The sequence below is a fragment of the Ditibartonella choladocola genome, assembly GCF_002007565.1.
Taxonomy (GTDB): Bacteria; Pseudomonadota; Alphaproteobacteria; order Rhizobiales; family Rhizobiaceae; genus Bartonella; species Bartonella choladocola.
Genome location: NZ_CP015625.1, coordinates 985,189 through 1,003,206 on the forward strand (window position 1 = coordinate 985,189; position 18,018 = coordinate 1,003,206).

Genomic DNA, 18,018 nt, shown 5'->3' on the forward strand with positions numbered 1-18,018 from the left:
CTAACGTATGGATTACCTTTTTGGTTATGGCTATGTGGCGCTCAAGCTTTTCATAGGTCTTGCTGTATTTCTTCTGGTGCTGCGTACAAGCGGTAGGGGAAGTCTCAGTCAGATGACGCCGACGGATTTGATTAGCAATTTCGTGATGGGCGGTATTATCGGCGGTGTTATCTATAATCCGAAAATCACAGTTATCCAGTTATTGATTGTTTTGATTATCTGGCAATTACTGGTTATCGGATTGAATTATTTGCGTCGCCATTCGGTGTTTTTCCATAATCTTGTGGCTGGTGGTGATGTTGCACTTGTGCTCGACGGCAAATTCCAGATGGATGAAATCAAACGGCTCAACATTGATGTGAACGATTTTGCAACAATGCTCAGAATAAAAGGCTGTGCACTTCATGAAGTAGCCTTTGCCCGCCTTGAGTCCAATGGCAGTCTTTCGGTTATCCGCAAGGAAGAGGGAAAAAACGCGACACTTGTTGTAAAAAATGGAAGTATCGTTGATGGCAGCCTTGATGAAATCGGTAAAGATGAAGCCTGGCTTGAAGAGCAGTTGAAGAAGAAGAAAGTATCTCTTGATAATATTTACGCAGCCGAGTGGTATGAGGAAAAAAGCCGGAATGGCAGAACACGCACGGGACTTTTTGTTGTAAAAGGTACGACCAGATAATTTTATTGAACAATTAATAAAAAGCGGGATTATTTGACAAATGTTTATGAAAAAGCCTGTTTTAAATGATAATAAGGTCTTTCCGGCCAATATTTCAGGCTTTTTGGCGGCACTCGGCGCATATGCTATTTGGGGCATTTTTCCGCTTTATATGAAAGCTGTCGCCCATATTCCGGTCATGGAAGTCGTTGTTTATCGGGTGTTGTGGTCGCTACCTATTGCGCTTGGCATTATTATTGTCATCGGGCACACGCGTGCCCTTTGGGAAGCATTGAAGAAGCCGGGAATGGTGGCTATGGCTTTTCTGACGTCTGCCCTTATCACTGCCAATTGGAGCATTTACATTTGGGCAATCGGCAATAATCATGCCGTTGACGCTGCGCTGGGCTATTACATAAACCCTTTGGTAAATGTCATACTGGCGCTTATTTTCTTGAGGGAACACCTCAGTCGTTGGCAGTGGGTTGCTATTGCGCTTGCCTTTATTGCGGTTTCCATTTTGACAATAAACGCCGGTGGTCTACCATGGATTGCGATTTTGTTACCGCTCACTTTCGGCTTTTATGCTTTTTTCAGAAAATCTCTACCTATCGGACCGACAGAAGGTTTTGCACTCGAAACATTGATTATGACGCTCCCCGCATTGATCGGTTGCTTTTATTTTATTGCAACGGGAGAGGATTATTTTTTCCACGGTTCATGGAAGGATGTCGGGCTTCTCGTATTGGCCGGCCCCTTTACAGCAATTCCGTTTATCCTGTTTGCAGTCGGAGCCAAGACGTTGAATTTGACCACACTGGGCTTGATGCAATACATGACCCCGACATTTCTTTTTTTTATAGCCATTTTTGTTTTTCACGAACCGTTCTCGTCAGTGCAATTGGTTGCCTTTTCAATAATCTGGCTGGGACTGGCGATTTATACCGTATCCAGTCTGTCAGCGATCAAACATAAAAAGACAAAAGAAACGATTATCGAACTTAAAAAATAATCGGAAAAACAAGAGATCACCCCGAAACATATCGAAGCGACAGATTTCAGGAAGTTAAAGGTGGAATTCTCGTCATTGCGGGAAGAATATCGAAAGCTTTCAATGACTTACAATACGCTAAGACCCTGATTTTTTGAAAGAGCAGTGATAATTTTTTCGATGTTGTCAATAACAAGAGGCTTCAATCTATGGTCGGAATGGATGAAGCCTTGTCTTGCCATATGGTCGAGAAGAGCAATCATCGGGTTATAAAAGCCATCTATATTGGCAAAAGCGATCGGCTTCATATGTCGGCCAAGCTGCGCCCACGTCATGATCTCGACAATTTCTTCCAGTGTTCCAATGCCACCGGGTAGAGCAAGAAAAGCATCCGAGCGATCGAACATCAATTGTTTGCGCTGATGCATTGTTTCAGTGACAATGAACTCGTCAAAGAGGTCATCATTTTTATTGCGGGCTTCTTTTCTGATGAGAAAATCTGGAATGATTCCGACCACTTTTCCACCATTGCTTTTTACTGATTGTGCAATTGTGCCCATAATGCCGGTTGTGCCACCGCCATATACCAGTGTAATGCCCGCTTGAGCCATAAGTTTGCCAAGTTTGCTTGCGGCGTCGACATAATCGGGATTGTTGCCCGATGAAGAACCACAATAAACGCAGATAGAATTGATTTTTGTCATAAACAGTGTTTTGCCGTTTAAAAAAAATTCCGTCAAGTGGTTACGCACACCACAGGAAAAAGATCGTCCGGACGAGTTTGGTATTCCGTTTGGGTTACAAATGGAATAGGACAGAAAAAGATTGGTCAAGTGCTCGAAAAACAGGATTGTTGATGGCATTCTTTTTGTCGATAAAAAAAATTGCCGTAACTTTGACGCTCTCATTGATGGGGGCGTTTATGTTGTTTGTCGGCATTGCATCTGCGCAAGAAGAAAAAAACAATGTTCAATCAGACCAGCTTGAAAGTCCGAGTTTCGAGAGTTTCATGTTGAATGACGATAATTACGCAGTCATCCTTGGCAAAGCACCGGCAAATTCGGTGGTCGAACTTATAGACGGCGCACGAAAACTTGGCGAAACAAATGCGGATGAAAAAGGCACCTTCACGCTGACATTGCAAAAAAATCTGGGTAAAGGCCAATATCATTTTGTTTTGAGGGCAACAGACAAATCGGGAAAATCATTCACATCGGTTGAAACGGTCACAGTTATTGTTTCACATAAAGGTGCAGACGGATTGACGGCTTTTATGAACGACCCTGCCGGTTCTTCGCGATTTATTTCCAATACTCCCGCAATTATCGAACTCGGAAAAAATAACGATAAAAATTTCGATATAACAAGAATCACCTACAAAAATAGTATTTTGACAATTAGCGGGCACGCCGGAAAACAAATGCAGGTTATTGCAACGCTGGGGAATATGCGGCTAGGGAGTGGCAAAACCGACGAAGCCGGAAATTTTTCTATTCCCCGTTTTGTGACACTATTTGCCGGTGACCATGTTTTTCGTGTCGACCTCTTCAATGAGGGAGGTGAAATTGTCGGCTCACTCGTTACACCTTTTCGTATCGGCGAACGTTACCGGCCCGTTAATCAGGTCTACCGTCACGGAAAACCTGTGAGAACCATTATTGTTGAAAAAGGTGACAGTTTATCGTCTATTGCCGAAAAAGCATATGGTTCAAGCCGTTATAGCGAGGCTATATATTCGGCAAATTCCGATATTTTGAAAAATCGTGACTATATCACAACCGGTCAGGAATTGGTTTTGCCCGAAATAGCCGACGTGCAAAAAACCGATGCTTCAGGTAGCCAAACCGATTTGAAAGAAAAATGACAGAACCTAATAGAGCAAAAACTGTTTCGGCCGATTCAGGAAATACGTTTCGTACGATCCTCAATCTTTGGCCTTATATGTGGCCATCCGATCGGCCGGACTTGAAGCTGCGCGTTTTATGGGCAGTCCTATATCTCGTATTGTCAAAACTGGTTCTGATCTCGGTTCCGTATTTTTTCAAATATGCCACAAATGCTCTGAATGTTGATTATACGCCACCTTCCTGGCTTCCGGCTATCTTTGCAGCACCTTTCATGATGGTTCTTGCCTATAATGTGGCACGCATTTTACAGGCCGGACTAAACCAGTTACGCGACGCTTTGTTTGCAACAGTCGGCCAACATGCTGTCAGGAGACTTGCCTATCAGACTTTCGTTCACATGCATGAATTGTCTTTAAGATTTCATCTTGAAAGGCGAACCGGCGGGCTATCACGAGTGATAGAACGCGGCACCAAAGGCATCGAGGCAATTGTCCGCTTTTCCATATTGAATACAGCACCGACCGTACTTGAATTCGCGCTTACCGCGCTGGTGGTCTATATCAGTTATGGCTGGCATTATATGAGCGTCGTTGCTGTAACTGTGGGGCTTTATACGTGGTTTACAATCAAGGCTAGCAATTGGCGCATTTCAATTCGCCGTGAGATGAACGAATCCGATACCGAAGCAAATACAAGGGCAATCGACTCGCTTTTGAATTACGAGACGGTGAAATATTTCGGCAATGAAGACCTTGAGGCAAAACGTTTTGATAGCTCCATGGCCGGTTATGAAAAGGCTGCTATCAAAACGTGGATTTCACTGGGGTGGCTCAATTTCGGTCAGGCCGTCATATTCGGTGCAGGTATGGCGGTGATGATGCTGATGTCGGCATATGAAGTGATGCATGGCACACACACGCTCGGCGATTTTGTTTTCATCAATGCGCTGCTCATGCAACTTTCGATACCGCTTAATTTCATCGGTTCGATTTATCGGGAAGTTCGCCAAGGTTTGACAGATATTGAAGCCATGTTCGATCTTCTGGATGTCAAACAGGAAGTTACCGACGCTCCCGATGCCAAACCGCTTATTGTTAAAGAAGGCGAAATCCGCTTCAACCATGTCGAATTTTCTTATGATACAAACCGGCAAATTCTTAAAGATATAGATTTTTCTGTACCGGCGGGAAAAACTGTTGCCATAGTCGGGCCTTCGGGGGCAGGAAAATCGACGATTTCAAGGTTGTTATTTCGTTTTTACGACGTTCAAAAAGGCTCGATTACGATTGACGGACAGGATATACGTTCTGTAACACAAAAAAGCTTGCGGCAAGCGATTGGCATGGTGCCACAAGACACAGTGCTTTTTAATGATACGATCGCCTATAATATCCGTTACGGCCGTCCGGATGCTTCCGACGAGGAAGTGAAGAAGGCGGCCAACATGGCGCAAATCGGCGATTTTATCGAGCAATTGCCGGATGGTTACCAGTCAATGGTCGGCGAACGCGGGCTGAAGCTTTCAGGTGGTGAAAAACAGCGTGTTGCGATTGCCCGTACAATTTTGAAAGCTCCACCTATCCTCATTCTTGATGAGGCAACCTCGGCTCTCGATACAGCTACGGAACTCGAAATCCAGCACGCGCTTGATGTTGTAAGTCGTGGGCGTACAACTTTGGTGGTGGCTCACAGACTTTCGACAATTATCGGAGCCGACGAAATTCTGGTGATAAAAGGCGGGCGGATTATTGAACGCGGCAAACATGAAGAATTGCTCGCCAAAGATGGCCTTTATGCTTCAATGTGGCACAAACAGCTTGAAGCTTCCAAGGCAGAAGAGCAATTGCGCAAAATTCGCGAGGAAGATGAGTTGGGCATTATCTCCCATCATTGACAACTATCTTGCAGATGAAGATGAAACAAACTATCGCTTTTTTCACGTTGATTGGATAAACAGGAACCGGCTTCGTGTCGAACGGGCAGGTGCGGTGTAAGATAAATGGGGAATACACGTATGAGCATTGTAAGATCGGTTCGTAACGGTTTTGCACCCATCCATAAGGAAGGGTACCCGTTTATCGTCGGTTTTTTCATTTTGTCGCTCGTTCTGGGGTGGATATGGGATCCACTTTTCTGGTTCGGGCTGGTTCTAACGATATGGTGTATCTATTTTTTCCGTGATCCGGAGCGTGTTACGCCGATTGATATGAACCTTGTTATGAGTCCTGCTGACGGTCGCATTTCATTTGTCGGTTTGTTTGTTCCGCCTAGGGAACTTGGTTTAGGCAACAATGAAATGATGCGCGTTTCGGTGTTTATGGATATATTTTCATGTCATATCAATCGCATACCGATGGATGGTGTGGTAAAATCCATTGTTTACCGGCCGGGAAAATTCGGCAATGCAGAGCTGGACAAGGCAAGCGACCATAACGAGAGAAACAGTCTCGTCATTGAAACAGCTCATGGTGAAATCGGTGTCGTACAAGTGGCTGGTCTTGTTGCCCGCCGCATAGTATGCTGGTCGAAAGAAAATGAACCTGTGGTCGCAGGCAAACGGTTCGGCCTTATCCGCTTCGGTTCAAGACTTGATGTTTATCTGCCTGCTCATGTAAAATTGCGGGTGGCGATCGGCCAGAAGGCTATCGCCGGTGAAACTGTTTTCGCTTCGTTTGATAAGAGCGCGACCATAACAGACTTTAGACTGGATTAGATTTTAATGGAGAGTTCTTCGCCTTTTTCTTCGTTCGATCCGGAGGGACACAAAAATGATGATGCGAAGCCGCGTCGGTCAATTTCGATACGCTTTGTCCTTCCCAATGTCATTACCATTCTGGCAATATGTGCGGGCGTGAGCAGTATCAGGCTCGCTTTTGAACACCGTTTTGAAACGGCTATTTTAATGGTTTTGCTTGCCGCTGTCCTCGATGGTGTCGACGGGCGGTTGGCGCGCCTCATGGGCGGTGGTTCTTCATTCGGTGCACAAATGGATTCCTTGGCCGATGTTGTGAACTTCGGTGTTGCTCCGGCCTTGATTGTCTATTCTTTTCTTCTCAATCAGGCTCATCAGGTTGGCTGGATAGCCGCACTTGTTTACTGTATTGCCTGTTGTTTGCGGCTTGCCCGTTTCAACGTGATGATTGATAACAAACACATTCCACGCTGGCAGCGGGAATATTTTGTCGGTGTTCCGGCACCGGCGGGTGCGTTGTTGGTATTACTGCCAATTTATCTCGGATGTCTTGGCCTCGAACCGGGTGCGGGCTGGGCTTTGGTTTTCAGCCTTTATACAGTTGTTATCGCTTTTCTGCTTATCAGCCGTCTACCGGTCTGGAACGGGAAAACAGTCGGTCAGCAATTGCGTCGCGACGTGGTCATACCCGGTATGCTGGTTGTTGTGATCTATGTCGGTTTTCTTGCCACTTACACGTGGCAGGTGCTTCTTGTTACAGCAATCGGTTACATGGTGTTTTTGCCATTCAGCTTGATGGCCTATCAAAAACGTTCGGTTCGTGAAGCGCAAAAAATAAAAGACGGCGTTGCAGCAGCCGATGAAAAAGAATCGGAAGACAAAGATTAAATCTCCGATTGGAACTCCGGTCTTTGTTCGTTTTATATGCTTACGACGAATTCCCGCATCTTGCTGTTCCGATTGAATTGGCGTTTCTATAGAACAGGCTGACAGAGCCGAAATCCGGAAAAACAGGCTTTCAGGCTTGAAAAGCTTTATTGGCGTTTTTAGACATTTTTCGGAACTTGCGCGGAATCTTCCGGCTGTTAAAATTCATATGACCGGATTGTTAGAGGCCGGAATTTTGGCGATTGTCACAAAATGTTCTGGCGATGGAGCGCGGCTTCAACTGCCGCAATTGTAAGAGTTATAAAAGGCAGGGGGTATAAAGCTACCCCCCATTTTTTCGTAAGGTTATTTCTGCCGGCGAAAAATGCATTGCGTAATCTGCGCCATTCATGAACGCAGATGGAGTTTTTAGAAGATAACCATGCAGGAAAAACAGTTCGGACTTTTCCTGCCGTTTATCAGGTTTTTCCTAATCAGGAACGTGATAGGTTAGAAAACGATTTTTACGGGCATCGAAAAACTGTCCCGTCTCTTCAAGATCGGGGGAAGCCAGTTGAACAATTTTGGCTGCAATTTCTTCGGCTGAAGGCAATGTGTTCGGGTCTTCGCCTGGCATAGCCTGTGCACGCATGGCCGTACGTGTGGCTCCCGGACTTGCAATATTCACCTTTACGGATGTGTTTTTCAATTCATCGGCCCAACAGCGCCCTAATACCTCGAAGGCAGCCTTGGAAGCGGCATAAGCCCCCCAAAAAGCCCGTGGTTTATGAACGACACCGGACGAAAATAGAATTGCGCGGGCGCAATCCGACTTTCTCAACAGCGGCTCTACGGCGCGGATCAAGCGCCATTGGCTGATAACATTGATTTCAAATACGTCTTCAAATGTTTTGGCTTCGACATGCGCAACCGGTGAAATAGATCCCAAAACACCGGCATTGGCAACCAGCACATCAAGTTTATGCCAACGTTCGTTAATCTCGTTTCCCAACCGGTCGATCGCTGCCATATCATGAAGATCAAGAGGTACCAATGTTGCAGAAGAACCAGCCTTCCTGATTTGGTCATCAAGTTCTTCCAAGCCACCAACAGTTCGCGCAACAGCAATGATATGGGCACCGCGTTTTGCAAGTTCCAAAGCGAGATGGTAACCGATACCCCGTGAAGCACCGGTTACAAGAGCAACACGCCCCTCAAGGTCGAATGATTGATTTTTTTCCATTATTATCCACAATTCAAAACAGAAAGCTTATGAACATTATCGGCATTTTCCTGATCGACAAGGCGGGTCGGGTAATCGCCGGTAAAATAATGGTCGGTAAATTGCGGATCGGCATTGTTTCTGACTTCACCGCCGACCGCCATATAAAGCCCGTCAAGCGACAAAAATTGTAATGAATCGGCGCCGATAAATTCACACATGGATTTAAGATCGGGATATTGGTTGGCGAGGAGTTTTGCAGCTTCCGGCGTATCAATACCGTAAAAATCAGGATAAAAGATCATCGGGCTTGCGACGCGTATGTGCACTTCTTTAGCTCCCGCCTCGCGCAGCATTTGCACAATTTTAATGGATGTCGTGCCGCGTACGATTGAATCATCAATCAGCACAACGCGTTTTCCTTCAATAACAGGGCGGTTGGCCGAGTGTTTGAGTTTGACACCGAAAGCGCGGATTTGTTGTGTGGGTTCAATAAAAGTCCGGCCGACATAGTGGTTACGAATAATACCAAGCTCGAAAGGAATGCCGCTTTGTTGCGCATAACCGATTGCAGCCGGTGTGCCGCCATCGGGAACCGGAACAACCACATCACCCTCACACGGGGCTTCTTTTGCAAGATAAATGCCCATATTCTTGCGGGCATTATAAACGCTGCGTCCACCAATAATTGAATCCGGACGGGCAAAATAGACATATTCAAACAGGCAAAGTTTTTCCGGTTTACGATCTTTCGGTTTGATTGTGTTAATTGTGATTTCGCCATTTTTTTGCAACTGGCAAATAATCACTTCGCCATTCTCGACATCACGAATATATTTTGCCCCGATAATATCGAGAGCACAGGTTTCCGAACAGAAAATCGGCTTGCCATCGAGTTCACCCATAACAAGCGGTCGAATGCCAACGGGATCACGGGCGGCAATGAGCTTCGAGCGGGTCAAGGCGATCATGGCAAAACCACCCTCGATCTGGCGTATAGCGTCGACGAAACGTTCGGATGATTTTGCGTGACGCGAGCGGGCGATGAGGTGAAGGACTACTTCCGAATCGGATGTCGACTGGCAGATAGCTCCCGATGCAATGAGTTGACGGCGGATTGTGAGCCCATTGGTAAGGTTGCCATTATGGGCAATGGCAATGCCGCCCACCTCAAGTTCGGCAAAGAGCGGCTGGACGTTGCGCAATGCTGTTTCACCTGTCGTTGAATAGCGTGTATGGCCGATTGCGCGGTCTCCGGGAAGGTTCGCCAATGTTTTCGGGTTGGTGTAATGGTCCCCGACAAGTCCCATATGTTTTTCCTGATGAAATACGGTTCCATCATAAGAAACGATACCCGCAGCTTCCTGACCACGATGTTGCAAGGCGTGGAGGCCCAGAGCTGTTAATGTCGCCGCATCATTATGTCCGAGAATTCCGAAAACGCCGCATTCTTCATGCAAACTATCGTCATCGAAAGAAAAATCGGGTTCACAAAAGACCTCTTTTGCCATTTTCACCATCCCGTAGAGAATTAAATAATATTAGCTATTAAAACATGTAATATAGGCAAAAATGGGTGGCATATATGCCACCCATTTTAATTCAATCACCCGGTTGTGCCGGATTTTCTCCGACGCTATTGTCGGTATTTGACGGTTCATCTTTTTTCAACACAGTCGAAGCCTTGTCGAAAATCCAGTCCGGATCCTTCGGTAATAAATCCCAAATCTGGTTACTCAAAGAATCAAGCATGGGCTTGGTTTTAGCATCTTTCAGCCAAGGTGCCTGATCTTCCGGTTTGATAAGCTGATTGATGAGCAACATGGCGATGACCATAATGAAAAGCCCGCGAACAACGCCGAAAATAAATCCTACGGTGCGATCCAGTGCACCGATTCGGCTATCTATAATAATATCCGCAATTTTCATTGTAATGATGGAAACAATGAGAAAAACAACGACAAAAATGATTGCCAGACTCGCAATAAGCGCGATTGTTTTGTTGGAAAGGTAAGATTCCACAAAGGGCAGGAGGTTTTTATAAAGAAGCACCGCCGCAACGGCAGCAATGACCCATGATGCCAAAGATAAAACTTCACGCGAAAAGCCGCGTACCATGGCCAGAAAGGCTGAAAACAGGATTACTGCAATAACCAGGCCATCAAGGGCTGTCATGAACATCAGGCTTGTCCTTAAGTTCGCATCGATTGGCAAAATATAATGACAGTGTCGTCAATTACGTCTTCAATGCCAGTTTGGAGAACCAATATCAATATTTCCCTTTATTTAAAAGTGGTAAGCCCGCTTTTTGTCCACAAAGTCAATTCTGTGTCGGGGGCGAGGCACGCCTTTTTCCGGAAGCAATTGCTGCAACAAGTTCGGGCAAGTCGCCAAAGCTTCTCTGCCTGAAAGAGGGCGATTTGATGGTCTCGCTCGTACCCGATGGCAAAATTGCGCCTTTAAATCCGAGTTTTTCAGCTTCCTTCAATCTTTGTCCGGAATGGGAAACGGCACGCACCGCTCCCGACAAACTGACTTCGCCAAAAAAGACATAGTTTTGAGGCAGCGTTATTCCGGCAAGAGAAGAAACAAGAGCTGCCGCAACTGCAAGATCGGCGGCGGGTTCGGAAATGCGGTATCCGCCAGCAACATTGAGATAAACATCATGTTGCCCGAAACGGACACCGCAATGGGCTTCAAGAACCGCAAGAATCATGGAAAGCCGGTTGCTGTCCCATCCAACAACTGCGCGTCTTGGCGTACCAAGGGAAGTTGGCGCAACCAAAGCCTGTATTTCGACAAGGATCGGCCTTGTCCCCTCCATGCCCGCAAAAACCGCCGCACCGGGCGCATTGCTGTTGCGTTCTCCAAGAAATAGTTCGGATGGATTATTGACTTCCCGCAAGCCATGATCCGACATTTCAAAAACACCGATTTCATCAGTCGGGCCAAAGCGGTTTTTCACGGTTCTTAAAATTCTGTACTGGTGTCCGCCTTCACCCTCGAAATAAAGCACCGCGTCAACCATATGTTCGACAACGCGAGGGCCCGCAATTTGCCCGTCTTTTGTGACATGACCAACAAGGACAACTGCTGCCCCCGTTTTTTTGGCAAAGCGTATCATCGCCTGCGCACCGGTTCTCACCTGCGTTACTGTTCCCGGAGAAGAATCGACCGCCTCGGACCAAAGCGTCTGTATAGAATCGATGATGACGAGATCAGGCTTTTTGGCATTTGTGAGCGTTGCAAGAATATCTTCGACATTGGTTTCGGCAGCAAGCTCCACAGTTGTGTTGGCAGCACCCAAACGTTGTGCACGCAAGCGGATCTGCGCCACCGCTTCTTCACCGGAAACATAGATAACATGACAGCCTTGACGGGCAAGCGCTGCTGCGGCTTGCGTTAGAAGTGTCGATTTTCCAATTCCCGGATCACCGCCTACAAGAAGTGCCGAGCCTCTCACAAAACCGCCACCTGTCACACGATCAAGTTCGGCGATTCCCGATTTTATCCGCGGTGCGTCTTCAATAGAGCCGGAAAGCGAAGTGAGGGCAACGACGCGCCCTTTACGGCTGCTTTTGGCAGGCCCGCCGCCAATACCGCCGCTCGTTCCTTCTTCGACAATGGTGTTCCATTCGCCACATGCATCGCATTTTCCCGCCCACCGGGAATAGACCGTGCCGCAATTTTGACAGACAAACTGGGTGCGTGTTTTTGCCATAGAGATCAGCCGAATTGCTCTGGTAGCTTGTCACTTTCAGCAAGATCGGAAAAGCGCGTATATTCGGACTGAAATGCCAATCTTACAGTTCCTGTCGGACCATGACGCTGTTTCGCCACAATCACTTCGGCCTTGCCAAAGACTTCATCCATCTCGGCTTGCCATTTCAAATGTTCTTCACTGCCAAGCTTCGGCTCTTTGTTTCTGATATAATATTCGTCACGATAAACAAACAGCACGACATCGGCATCCTGTTCGATAGATCCCGATTCACGAAGATCGGAAAGTTGCGGGTGTTTGTCATCACGCGCTTCAACCTGACGGGAAAGCTGCGACAATGCAATGATCGGGATATTGAGTTCTTTGGCAAGAGCCTTCAAACCGGTCGTGATTTCGGTAATTTCCTGCACGCGGTTTTCCGACGCGCGTTTCGAGACGCCGGTCATCAATTGCACATAGTCAATGACCAGAACATCAAGCCCATGCTGGCGTTTAAGCCGCCGCGCGCGGGCTGAAAGTTGTGCAATGGAAATGCCACCTGTCTGGTCGATATAAAGTGGCGCTTTCTGCAATCTTGTCATCGAATGAAGCAGTTTTGCGAATTGATCTTCGGTAATATCGCCACGGCGGATTTTGGAAGAAGAGACTTCCGCCTGTTCGGAAATAATACGCGTTGCCAATTGTTCCGATGACATTTCGAGCGAGAAAAAACCGACGATTCCGCCTTCATTTTCTTCTTCCGGAAGTTTGTTTTCTTTCGCTTTGATAAAGGCATTGGCAATGTTGAAGGCGATATTGGTGGCAAGTGACGTTTTACCCATGCCCGGACGACCGGCAAGGATGATAAGGTCGGAACGTTGCAAACCACCCATTTGCTCGTCGAGCTTTTTGAGCTGTGTGGGAATACCAGACAGTCGGGAAGTGCGCTTTTTTGCAGCTCCCGCCATATCGATCGCTTTTTTTACAGCATCATCGAAACTTTCAAAGCCGCCGCCATATTTACCGGTTTCGGCCAGTGTGAACAGTTTTTGCTCGACATTTTCGATTTGTTTTGAAGGAGTAAGGTCAATCGGCGCATCATATGCGGTATTGACGATCTCATTTCCCAGATCAATCAAAGAGCGACGTGTATAAAGGTCATAAATGGCGCGGCCATAATCTTCTGCATTGATGATGGTGACGGCTTCTGTTGCCATGCGGACAACGTAACTAAAGACCGTCATGTCGCCGATTTTTTCATTAGCCGGAATAAACGGTTTGATTGTAACGGGATCGGCATGCTTGCCGTTTTTAATAAATTCGCTCAAAACGGCAAAAATCGTTTGATGTAATGGCTCGAAAAAATGTTCAGGCTTTAAAAAATCGGACACACGGTCAAGTGCATCATTATTGATGAGAATTGCCCCAAGAAGAGCCTGTTCAGCTTCGATATTATGCGGAATCTGCCTGAACGGGAGTGTCTCATCACCATTGGTTTGCCCGATATTGAGAACTTTTGCTTCTGACATGAGTCTATTGCTGCTCGCCTGAATTTTGTTTAATTGGAAACCCCTGTTACTGTACACCATTGTGGGTAGGGACTGCCACTTTTTTTTCTCCATTAACAAGGTTTTACCCGATTGCCAGATTTTTCAATCTATTACCAGCCGGAAAAAGAAATGGCAAATGAACCGGATTTCCGTGCGTTTTAAATATTAAAATCCCGTTTTAAATATTAAAATCCCGTCTGCCGGAAATGGATTCACATTCCGGAAGAGAAAATACAAATTTTGTATTTTTTAAAAATGCCACACATCCGGCCATATATGGCATTTTTCTTCAAAAAGAAATTGTTTCGGCAACCGGAATGACAATTACTTTGAATGTTGAAATATCCGCATTTCCACGAACTTGTCGTTTTAGTGATTCACGGAATTTCATTTCAAGAGACCGGATTTTTACAGGGCATTTTCAGCGAAACCGGCGCTTTAATATTGTCCTGTTTTTCTATTGCCTCAGTTGCTTTTTTTGTTTTTTGCCACTTTCAAATTCGGATCGGCGTCAATTTTTTCAAGACGCGCTTCTTCCTCGGTAATATAATCGCGCGTTAAAGGAACTGCATCCTGCTTGTGGGCTAGCTGGATCTGGAAAACCATCATACCTTGCCAGCGGAAAGCACTTTCCGATGCTGCAAGATAGAATTCCCACATGCGACAGAAACGTTCGTCGTATAATGCTTTGGCTTCATCCCAATGAGCAAGGAAAGCTTCCCTCCAAGCTTTCAATGTTTCGGCATAATGCAGACGCAATATTTCTATGTCGGTAATGATAAGTCCGCTTTTTTCAATAACCGGAATGACTTCCGACAATGAGGGAATATAACCACCGGGGAAAATATATTTGGCAATCCATGGATTGGTAGCACCCGGTTCGCCTGAACGGCCGATTGAATGGAGAACAAAGCGCCCGTCGGGTTTCATCAATCTTTTGACATGGTCGAAATATTCTTTGTAATGGCCGATGCCGACATGCTCGAACATTCCCACTGAAACAATTTTGTCAAAGCTGTCATCAAGCTTGCGATAGTCAAGAAGCAAAAATTTGGCTTTATCCGAAAGTCCCATATCTTTGGCACGCTGGTTGGCAATGCCATGCTGTTCATGAGAAAGCGTAACACCTGTAACATTTGCACCGAGAACACGTGCAAAATAGAGACCAAGTCCACCCCATCCGCAGCCTATATCAAGAAGTTTTTCATCCTGTTTGACTTGCAACTTGGCTGCCAGATGGCGCTTCTTGGCTAATTGCGCCTCGGCAAGGCTGACATGCGGATTTTCAAAATAACCACATGAATACTGGCGATCGGGATCAAGAAACAATTCATAGAGTTTGCCTGATAAATCGTAATGATGCTCAACGTTTTTTGCCGAGCGGCGCAATGTGTTCATCTGCGCGAATCGTTTTGTAGCAGTGCGAATGAACGAAAATGCTTTCATCCATAGTTGATTTTCAGCAATTGGGCCTGTGCTTTCAAAAATTGTTTCGAGCAGCGTGTAAATATCGCCTTTAACAAATATAAACCCGCCTTCCATATAGGCTTCGCCCAGTTTCAAAGCAGGGTCGAGGGCAACTTCACGTTCCCATTTTGCCGATGTAAAGCGTATTTGAATTGGCTTGCCCGTCTGGTCGCCGAACTGGTGTGTGACCCCACGTGAATCGGTAATTGTCAAATTACCTTTAGTAATAATGTGGCTGGCAGCCGTCTTCAATAAAGCAAACATCTATCGAGTCCCATCTTCCATTTAATAAATTGGCCGCTTTTATGCATAAACAAGCGTTTAAATTGCTATTAAAAATCTATTTCAAGCGATGCGCTGTTTATAATGCTGATTTTAAAAAAAACACCCGACCATCGGGTCGGGTGTGTTCATTTTTTTTTGACATGTCAAGAAACAACTGTACCAAAACACTAGGACGGTGTGTCGCACTCAAGACAATGTTATCGTAAATGGCAACTCAAAGCTTATTCGGCTTTGGTTTCTTCCGTCTTTTCTTCGGCCTTCTTTTCGGCTTCGTGTTCGGCACCTTCCTCGTCGAAAATTTCTTCCGAGAGCGGTTGTTCCTCGATGCCGTAGATAGCTTCAATCGAAGTCAGATCTTCACCGGCAGCCTGACGTTCGGCTTCTTCAGCAGAACGGGCAATATTGATGGTGACATTGACCTGGACTTCAGGGTGAAGATTGACAGCGACATTATGCAGGCCGATTGTTTTGATCGGGTGATTAAGTTCTACCTGCGTGCGAATAATTGTGAAGCCTTCAGCCGTAATAATATCGGCAATGTCGCGGGTCGAAACAGAACCGTAGAGTTGTCCGGTTTCACCGGCAGAGCGAATGACGACAAATGTCTTGCCATCGAGTTTGTCGGCAACTTGCTGGGCCTCGCTCTTGCGTTCGAGATTGCGGGCTTCCAATTGGGCTCTTTCGTTCTCGAATTTCTTTTTGTTTGCTTCATTGGCGCGCAAGGCTTTTCCTTGGGGAAAAAGAAAATTGCGTGCAAAGCCGTCTTTCACAGAGACGGTATCACCCATTTGGCCGAGGCGGGCAATGCGTTCGAGAAGTATAACATCCATTTTAAATTCCTTTCAGCTGCATTTATTGTTTGATTTTGCCGTGTTGACGGCTGTCTTGAATGGTTGTCCATATCCCCATCAAAAGAAGAATGAGGGATACCGGAACAGTGAATATGAACGTGAAAAGCGAAACATAGACGAATCCCAATATAAAAATCCGCCCATTAATGCCGCGCGTCAGATTATGTAGATAGGCAAGTCCGGTCATTGAAATTGCCAATGTAAAAGTCGTGTTGAAGACCGACGCGCATAGATTAAGAAATGTCCCCAGTTGGAAAAATGTGGCTCCGAAGGCGACAATAAAAATGATAAGTGCGGGCAATGGCAGACGGAATTTTTTCGGCCAGTCATCGCGCGGGCGGGCGAGTCGTTTCATGCGTTGCGCACCGACAAGCGCAAAATACAGATTTCCGGTGAGAAAGAGTACGCCGTAAGTGGACAGACTACTCGATAATAACGGAACGATATTGGTTACCAGAAAGTCGTGGAAGGTGACGATGTCGGCTTCGCTTGCCGAATTGGTCTCACGCAAGGAGTTTGCGATAAAACTGGCAATTTCACCGGCAATGATCGGCGTGGTCGGGTTGTTGTAGAGTATTGTGCCGATGAAAACACAAATAATCGAGATAAAGCCGGTCAACAAAAAGATGACAGAAGAAAGCGGATACCACTTGATGGCATGGCCATCCTCGTCCATTTCGGCAAGCCCTAACAGCCAGGATGCATAGACGGCGGGAAGGAAAAACAGCAATGTAAAGCCAAGCCCGATATAGAAATTTTGTGCAAATATCAGAACGACTGTTGCTGTAACAAGAGAAATGACGCTGGCAGCCGTGCCCCAACCAAAGGCCACTATGAAAATCGGTAGCGACATAAAGCAGCCGAGTAACAATGCAAGTGGCGGAAAGACCAGAAAAAAGCTCATAATAGCTGTTGCAAGGACGGCAGCAAACAGCCCGCCCAAAATACCCGCCGGAAATGTATAGGATTTTTTTTGCAACATTGATTCGCTGTCCTGCCTTTGCAGTTAGGGGCCAAGATGATTGCTCCAACTCCGGTTTTATTTAAACCTGCACCGAAAGCAGGGGAAGCAGCCGGTCAAGCCGGCTGCCAGAATTGCTTACTTGACGACATAAGGCAGAAGGCCGAGGAAACGGGCGCGCTTGATAGCTTTAGCCAATTCGCGCTGCTTCTTCTGGCTCACTGCGGTAATGCGTGAAGGAACGATCTTGCCGCGCTCGGAAATATAGCGCTGAAGAAGTTTCACATCCTTATAGTCGATTTTCGGTGCGTTCGGACCTGAAAACGGACAGGTTTTGCGACGACGATGGAAAGGACGACGGGTCGGGATCTGACTAATATCAACCATTATTCATCTCCTTCATTGTTATCATCATCACGTGAACGACGCGAGCGGCGCGGACGGTCATCATCCTTGCCATAACGTTCATCACGATCGCGACGGGAAAGCATCGCGGATTGGCCTTCCTCAAGCTCGTGAACGCGAACGGTCATGTAACGGAGAATGTCTTCATTGATGCGCATCTGCCGTTCGACTTCTGCAATGGCAGCAGCCGGAGCATCAATATTCATCAAAGTGTAATAGGCTTTGCGATTCTTGCGAATGCGATAGGTCAGCGTACGCAAACCCCAATTTTCAATACGCCCGACTTTGCCGCCATTGGCTTCAATGACACCCTTGTAGAGTTCTACAAGCTGGTCAACCTGTTGCGGTGCAATATCCTGTCGGGCAAGGAACACATGTTCATAAAGAGCCATTGTTTTGCCTTTCTTCTGTTAATCTTTGTCGACTTCCGGCGCAGAGCCTCTGCGACTTGTCTTTCCGGCTAAAGCCGAAGAAGAAAGGACGCGTGTTTCGAGACATTCGAGAGCGGAGACACGGGAGGCTTGA

General features: G+C 46.4%; 17 protein-coding genes. 6 read left to right on the plus strand and 11 right to left on the minus strand.

All coding sequences use genetic code 11. The features are described from left to right. The first annotated feature begins 7 nt into the window (after nucleotides 1-7). The gene (locus BBC0122_RS04390; RefSeq protein WP_077991692.1) at nucleotides 8-676 is read left to right on the plus strand and encodes a DUF421 domain-containing protein; all 669 of its coding nucleotides are present in this window, start codon (nucleotides 8-10) and stop codon (nucleotides 674-676) included. A gap of 40 nt (nucleotides 677-716) precedes the next feature. Further along, nucleotides 717-1,667, plus strand: coding sequence for an EamA family transporter RarD (rarD, locus tag BBC0122_RS04395; RefSeq protein ID WP_418214880.1), 951 nt, complete (start codon nucleotides 717-719; stop codon nucleotides 1,665-1,667). A 107-nt stretch (nucleotides 1,668-1,774) separates the two neighbouring features. On the opposite strand, the gene BBC0122_RS04400 is transcribed toward rarD, so the two are convergent. Beyond that, on the minus strand, nucleotides 1,775-2,350 hold the full coding sequence (locus BBC0122_RS04400) for an LOG family protein (protein WP_077991693.1): 576 nt from the start codon (nucleotides 2,348-2,350) through the stop codon (nucleotides 1,775-1,777). A 152-nt stretch (nucleotides 2,351-2,502) separates the two neighbouring features. Here BBC0122_RS04400 and BBC0122_RS04405 point away from each other — a divergent pair, with 152 nt between their 5' ends. The 4 genes from BBC0122_RS04405 to pssA all read left to right on the plus strand — a co-directional run bounded on the left by BBC0122_RS04405 (nucleotide 2,503) and on the right by pssA (nucleotide 7,073). Further along, complete coding sequence (locus BBC0122_RS04405; RefSeq protein ID WP_077991694.1) at nucleotides 2,503-3,510, plus strand: Ig-like domain-containing protein; 1,008 nt, start codon at nucleotides 2,503-2,505, stop codon at nucleotides 3,508-3,510. Then, nucleotides 3,507-5,387 (plus strand): ABCB family ABC transporter ATP-binding protein/permease, encoded by a 1,881-nt coding sequence (locus tag BBC0122_RS04410; protein ID WP_077991695.1) that lies wholly within the window; start codon nucleotides 3,507-3,509, stop codon nucleotides 5,385-5,387. Before BBC0122_RS04405 ends, BBC0122_RS04410 begins: the two co-directional genes overlap by 4 nt. A 120-nt stretch (nucleotides 5,388-5,507) precedes the next feature. Beyond that, nucleotides 5,508-6,206: a phosphatidylserine decarboxylase gene (locus BBC0122_RS04415; protein WP_077991696.1), complete on the plus strand. Its 699-nt coding sequence runs from the start codon at nucleotides 5,508-5,510 to the stop codon at nucleotides 6,204-6,206. Between the two features lie 6 nt (nucleotides 6,207-6,212). After that, on the plus strand, nucleotides 6,213-7,073 hold the full coding sequence (pssA, locus tag BBC0122_RS04420; RefSeq protein WP_077991697.1) for a CDP-diacylglycerol--serine O-phosphatidyltransferase: 861 nt from the start codon (nucleotides 6,213-6,215) through the stop codon (nucleotides 7,071-7,073). A 469-nt stretch (nucleotides 7,074-7,542) separates the two neighbouring features. Here the strand turns inward: pssA and BBC0122_RS04425 are convergent, their stop codons facing one another. The 10 genes from BBC0122_RS04425 to rpsF form a co-directional block, all read right to left on the minus strand. Further along, nucleotides 7,543-8,295, minus strand: coding sequence for an SDR family NAD(P)-dependent oxidoreductase (locus tag BBC0122_RS04425; RefSeq protein WP_077991698.1), 753 nt, complete (start codon nucleotides 8,293-8,295; stop codon nucleotides 7,543-7,545). 2 nt (nucleotides 8,296-8,297) lie between these two features. Next, entirely contained in the window at nucleotides 8,298-9,785 is a 1,488-nt protein-coding gene (gene purF, locus BBC0122_RS04430; protein WP_369805227.1) for an amidophosphoribosyltransferase, read from the minus strand. Between the two features lie 91 nt (nucleotides 9,786-9,876). After that, nucleotides 9,877-10,455, minus strand: coding sequence for a CvpA family protein (locus tag BBC0122_RS04435; RefSeq protein WP_077991702.1), 579 nt, complete (start codon nucleotides 10,453-10,455; stop codon nucleotides 9,877-9,879). Between the two features lie 139 nt (nucleotides 10,456-10,594). After that, nucleotides 10,595-11,995 (minus strand): DNA repair protein RadA, encoded by a 1,401-nt coding sequence (gene radA / locus BBC0122_RS04440; protein WP_077991703.1) that lies wholly within the window; start codon nucleotides 11,993-11,995, stop codon nucleotides 10,595-10,597. 5 nt (nucleotides 11,996-12,000) lie between these two features. Beyond that, a complete protein-coding gene (locus BBC0122_RS04445) occupies nucleotides 12,001-13,503 on the minus strand; it encodes a replicative DNA helicase (protein WP_077991705.1) in 1,503 nt (500 codons plus the stop codon). A gap of 486 nt (nucleotides 13,504-13,989) precedes the next feature. Continuing rightward, nucleotides 13,990-15,255, minus strand: a complete 1,266-nt coding sequence (locus BBC0122_RS04450; RefSeq protein ID WP_077991707.1) for an SAM-dependent methyltransferase — start codon at nucleotides 15,253-15,255, stop codon at nucleotides 13,990-13,992. Nucleotides 15,256-15,497: 242 nt separating this feature from the next. Beyond that, nucleotides 15,498-16,106 carry a 50S ribosomal protein L9 gene (gene rplI / locus BBC0122_RS04455; RefSeq protein ID WP_077991708.1) on the minus strand — a complete coding sequence of 203 codons (609 nt, stop codon included), beginning with the start codon at nucleotides 16,104-16,106 and terminating at the stop codon, nucleotides 15,498-15,500. 22 nt (nucleotides 16,107-16,128) lie between these two features. Next, nucleotides 16,129-17,109, minus strand: a complete 981-nt coding sequence (locus BBC0122_RS04460) for a hypothetical protein (protein WP_077991709.1) — start codon at nucleotides 17,107-17,109, stop codon at nucleotides 16,129-16,131. A 117-nt stretch (nucleotides 17,110-17,226) separates the two neighbouring features. Next, the gene (gene rpsR / locus BBC0122_RS04465) at nucleotides 17,227-17,475 is read right to left on the minus strand and encodes a 30S ribosomal protein S18 (protein ID WP_075870048.1); all 249 of its coding nucleotides are present in this window, start codon (nucleotides 17,473-17,475) and stop codon (nucleotides 17,227-17,229) included. Further along, the gene (gene rpsF / locus BBC0122_RS04470; RefSeq protein ID WP_077991711.1) at nucleotides 17,475-17,885 is read right to left on the minus strand and encodes a 30S ribosomal protein S6; all 411 of its coding nucleotides are present in this window, start codon (nucleotides 17,883-17,885) and stop codon (nucleotides 17,475-17,477) included. Before rpsF ends, rpsR begins: the two co-directional genes overlap by 1 nt. Between the last annotated feature and the right edge of the window lie 133 nt (nucleotides 17,886-18,018).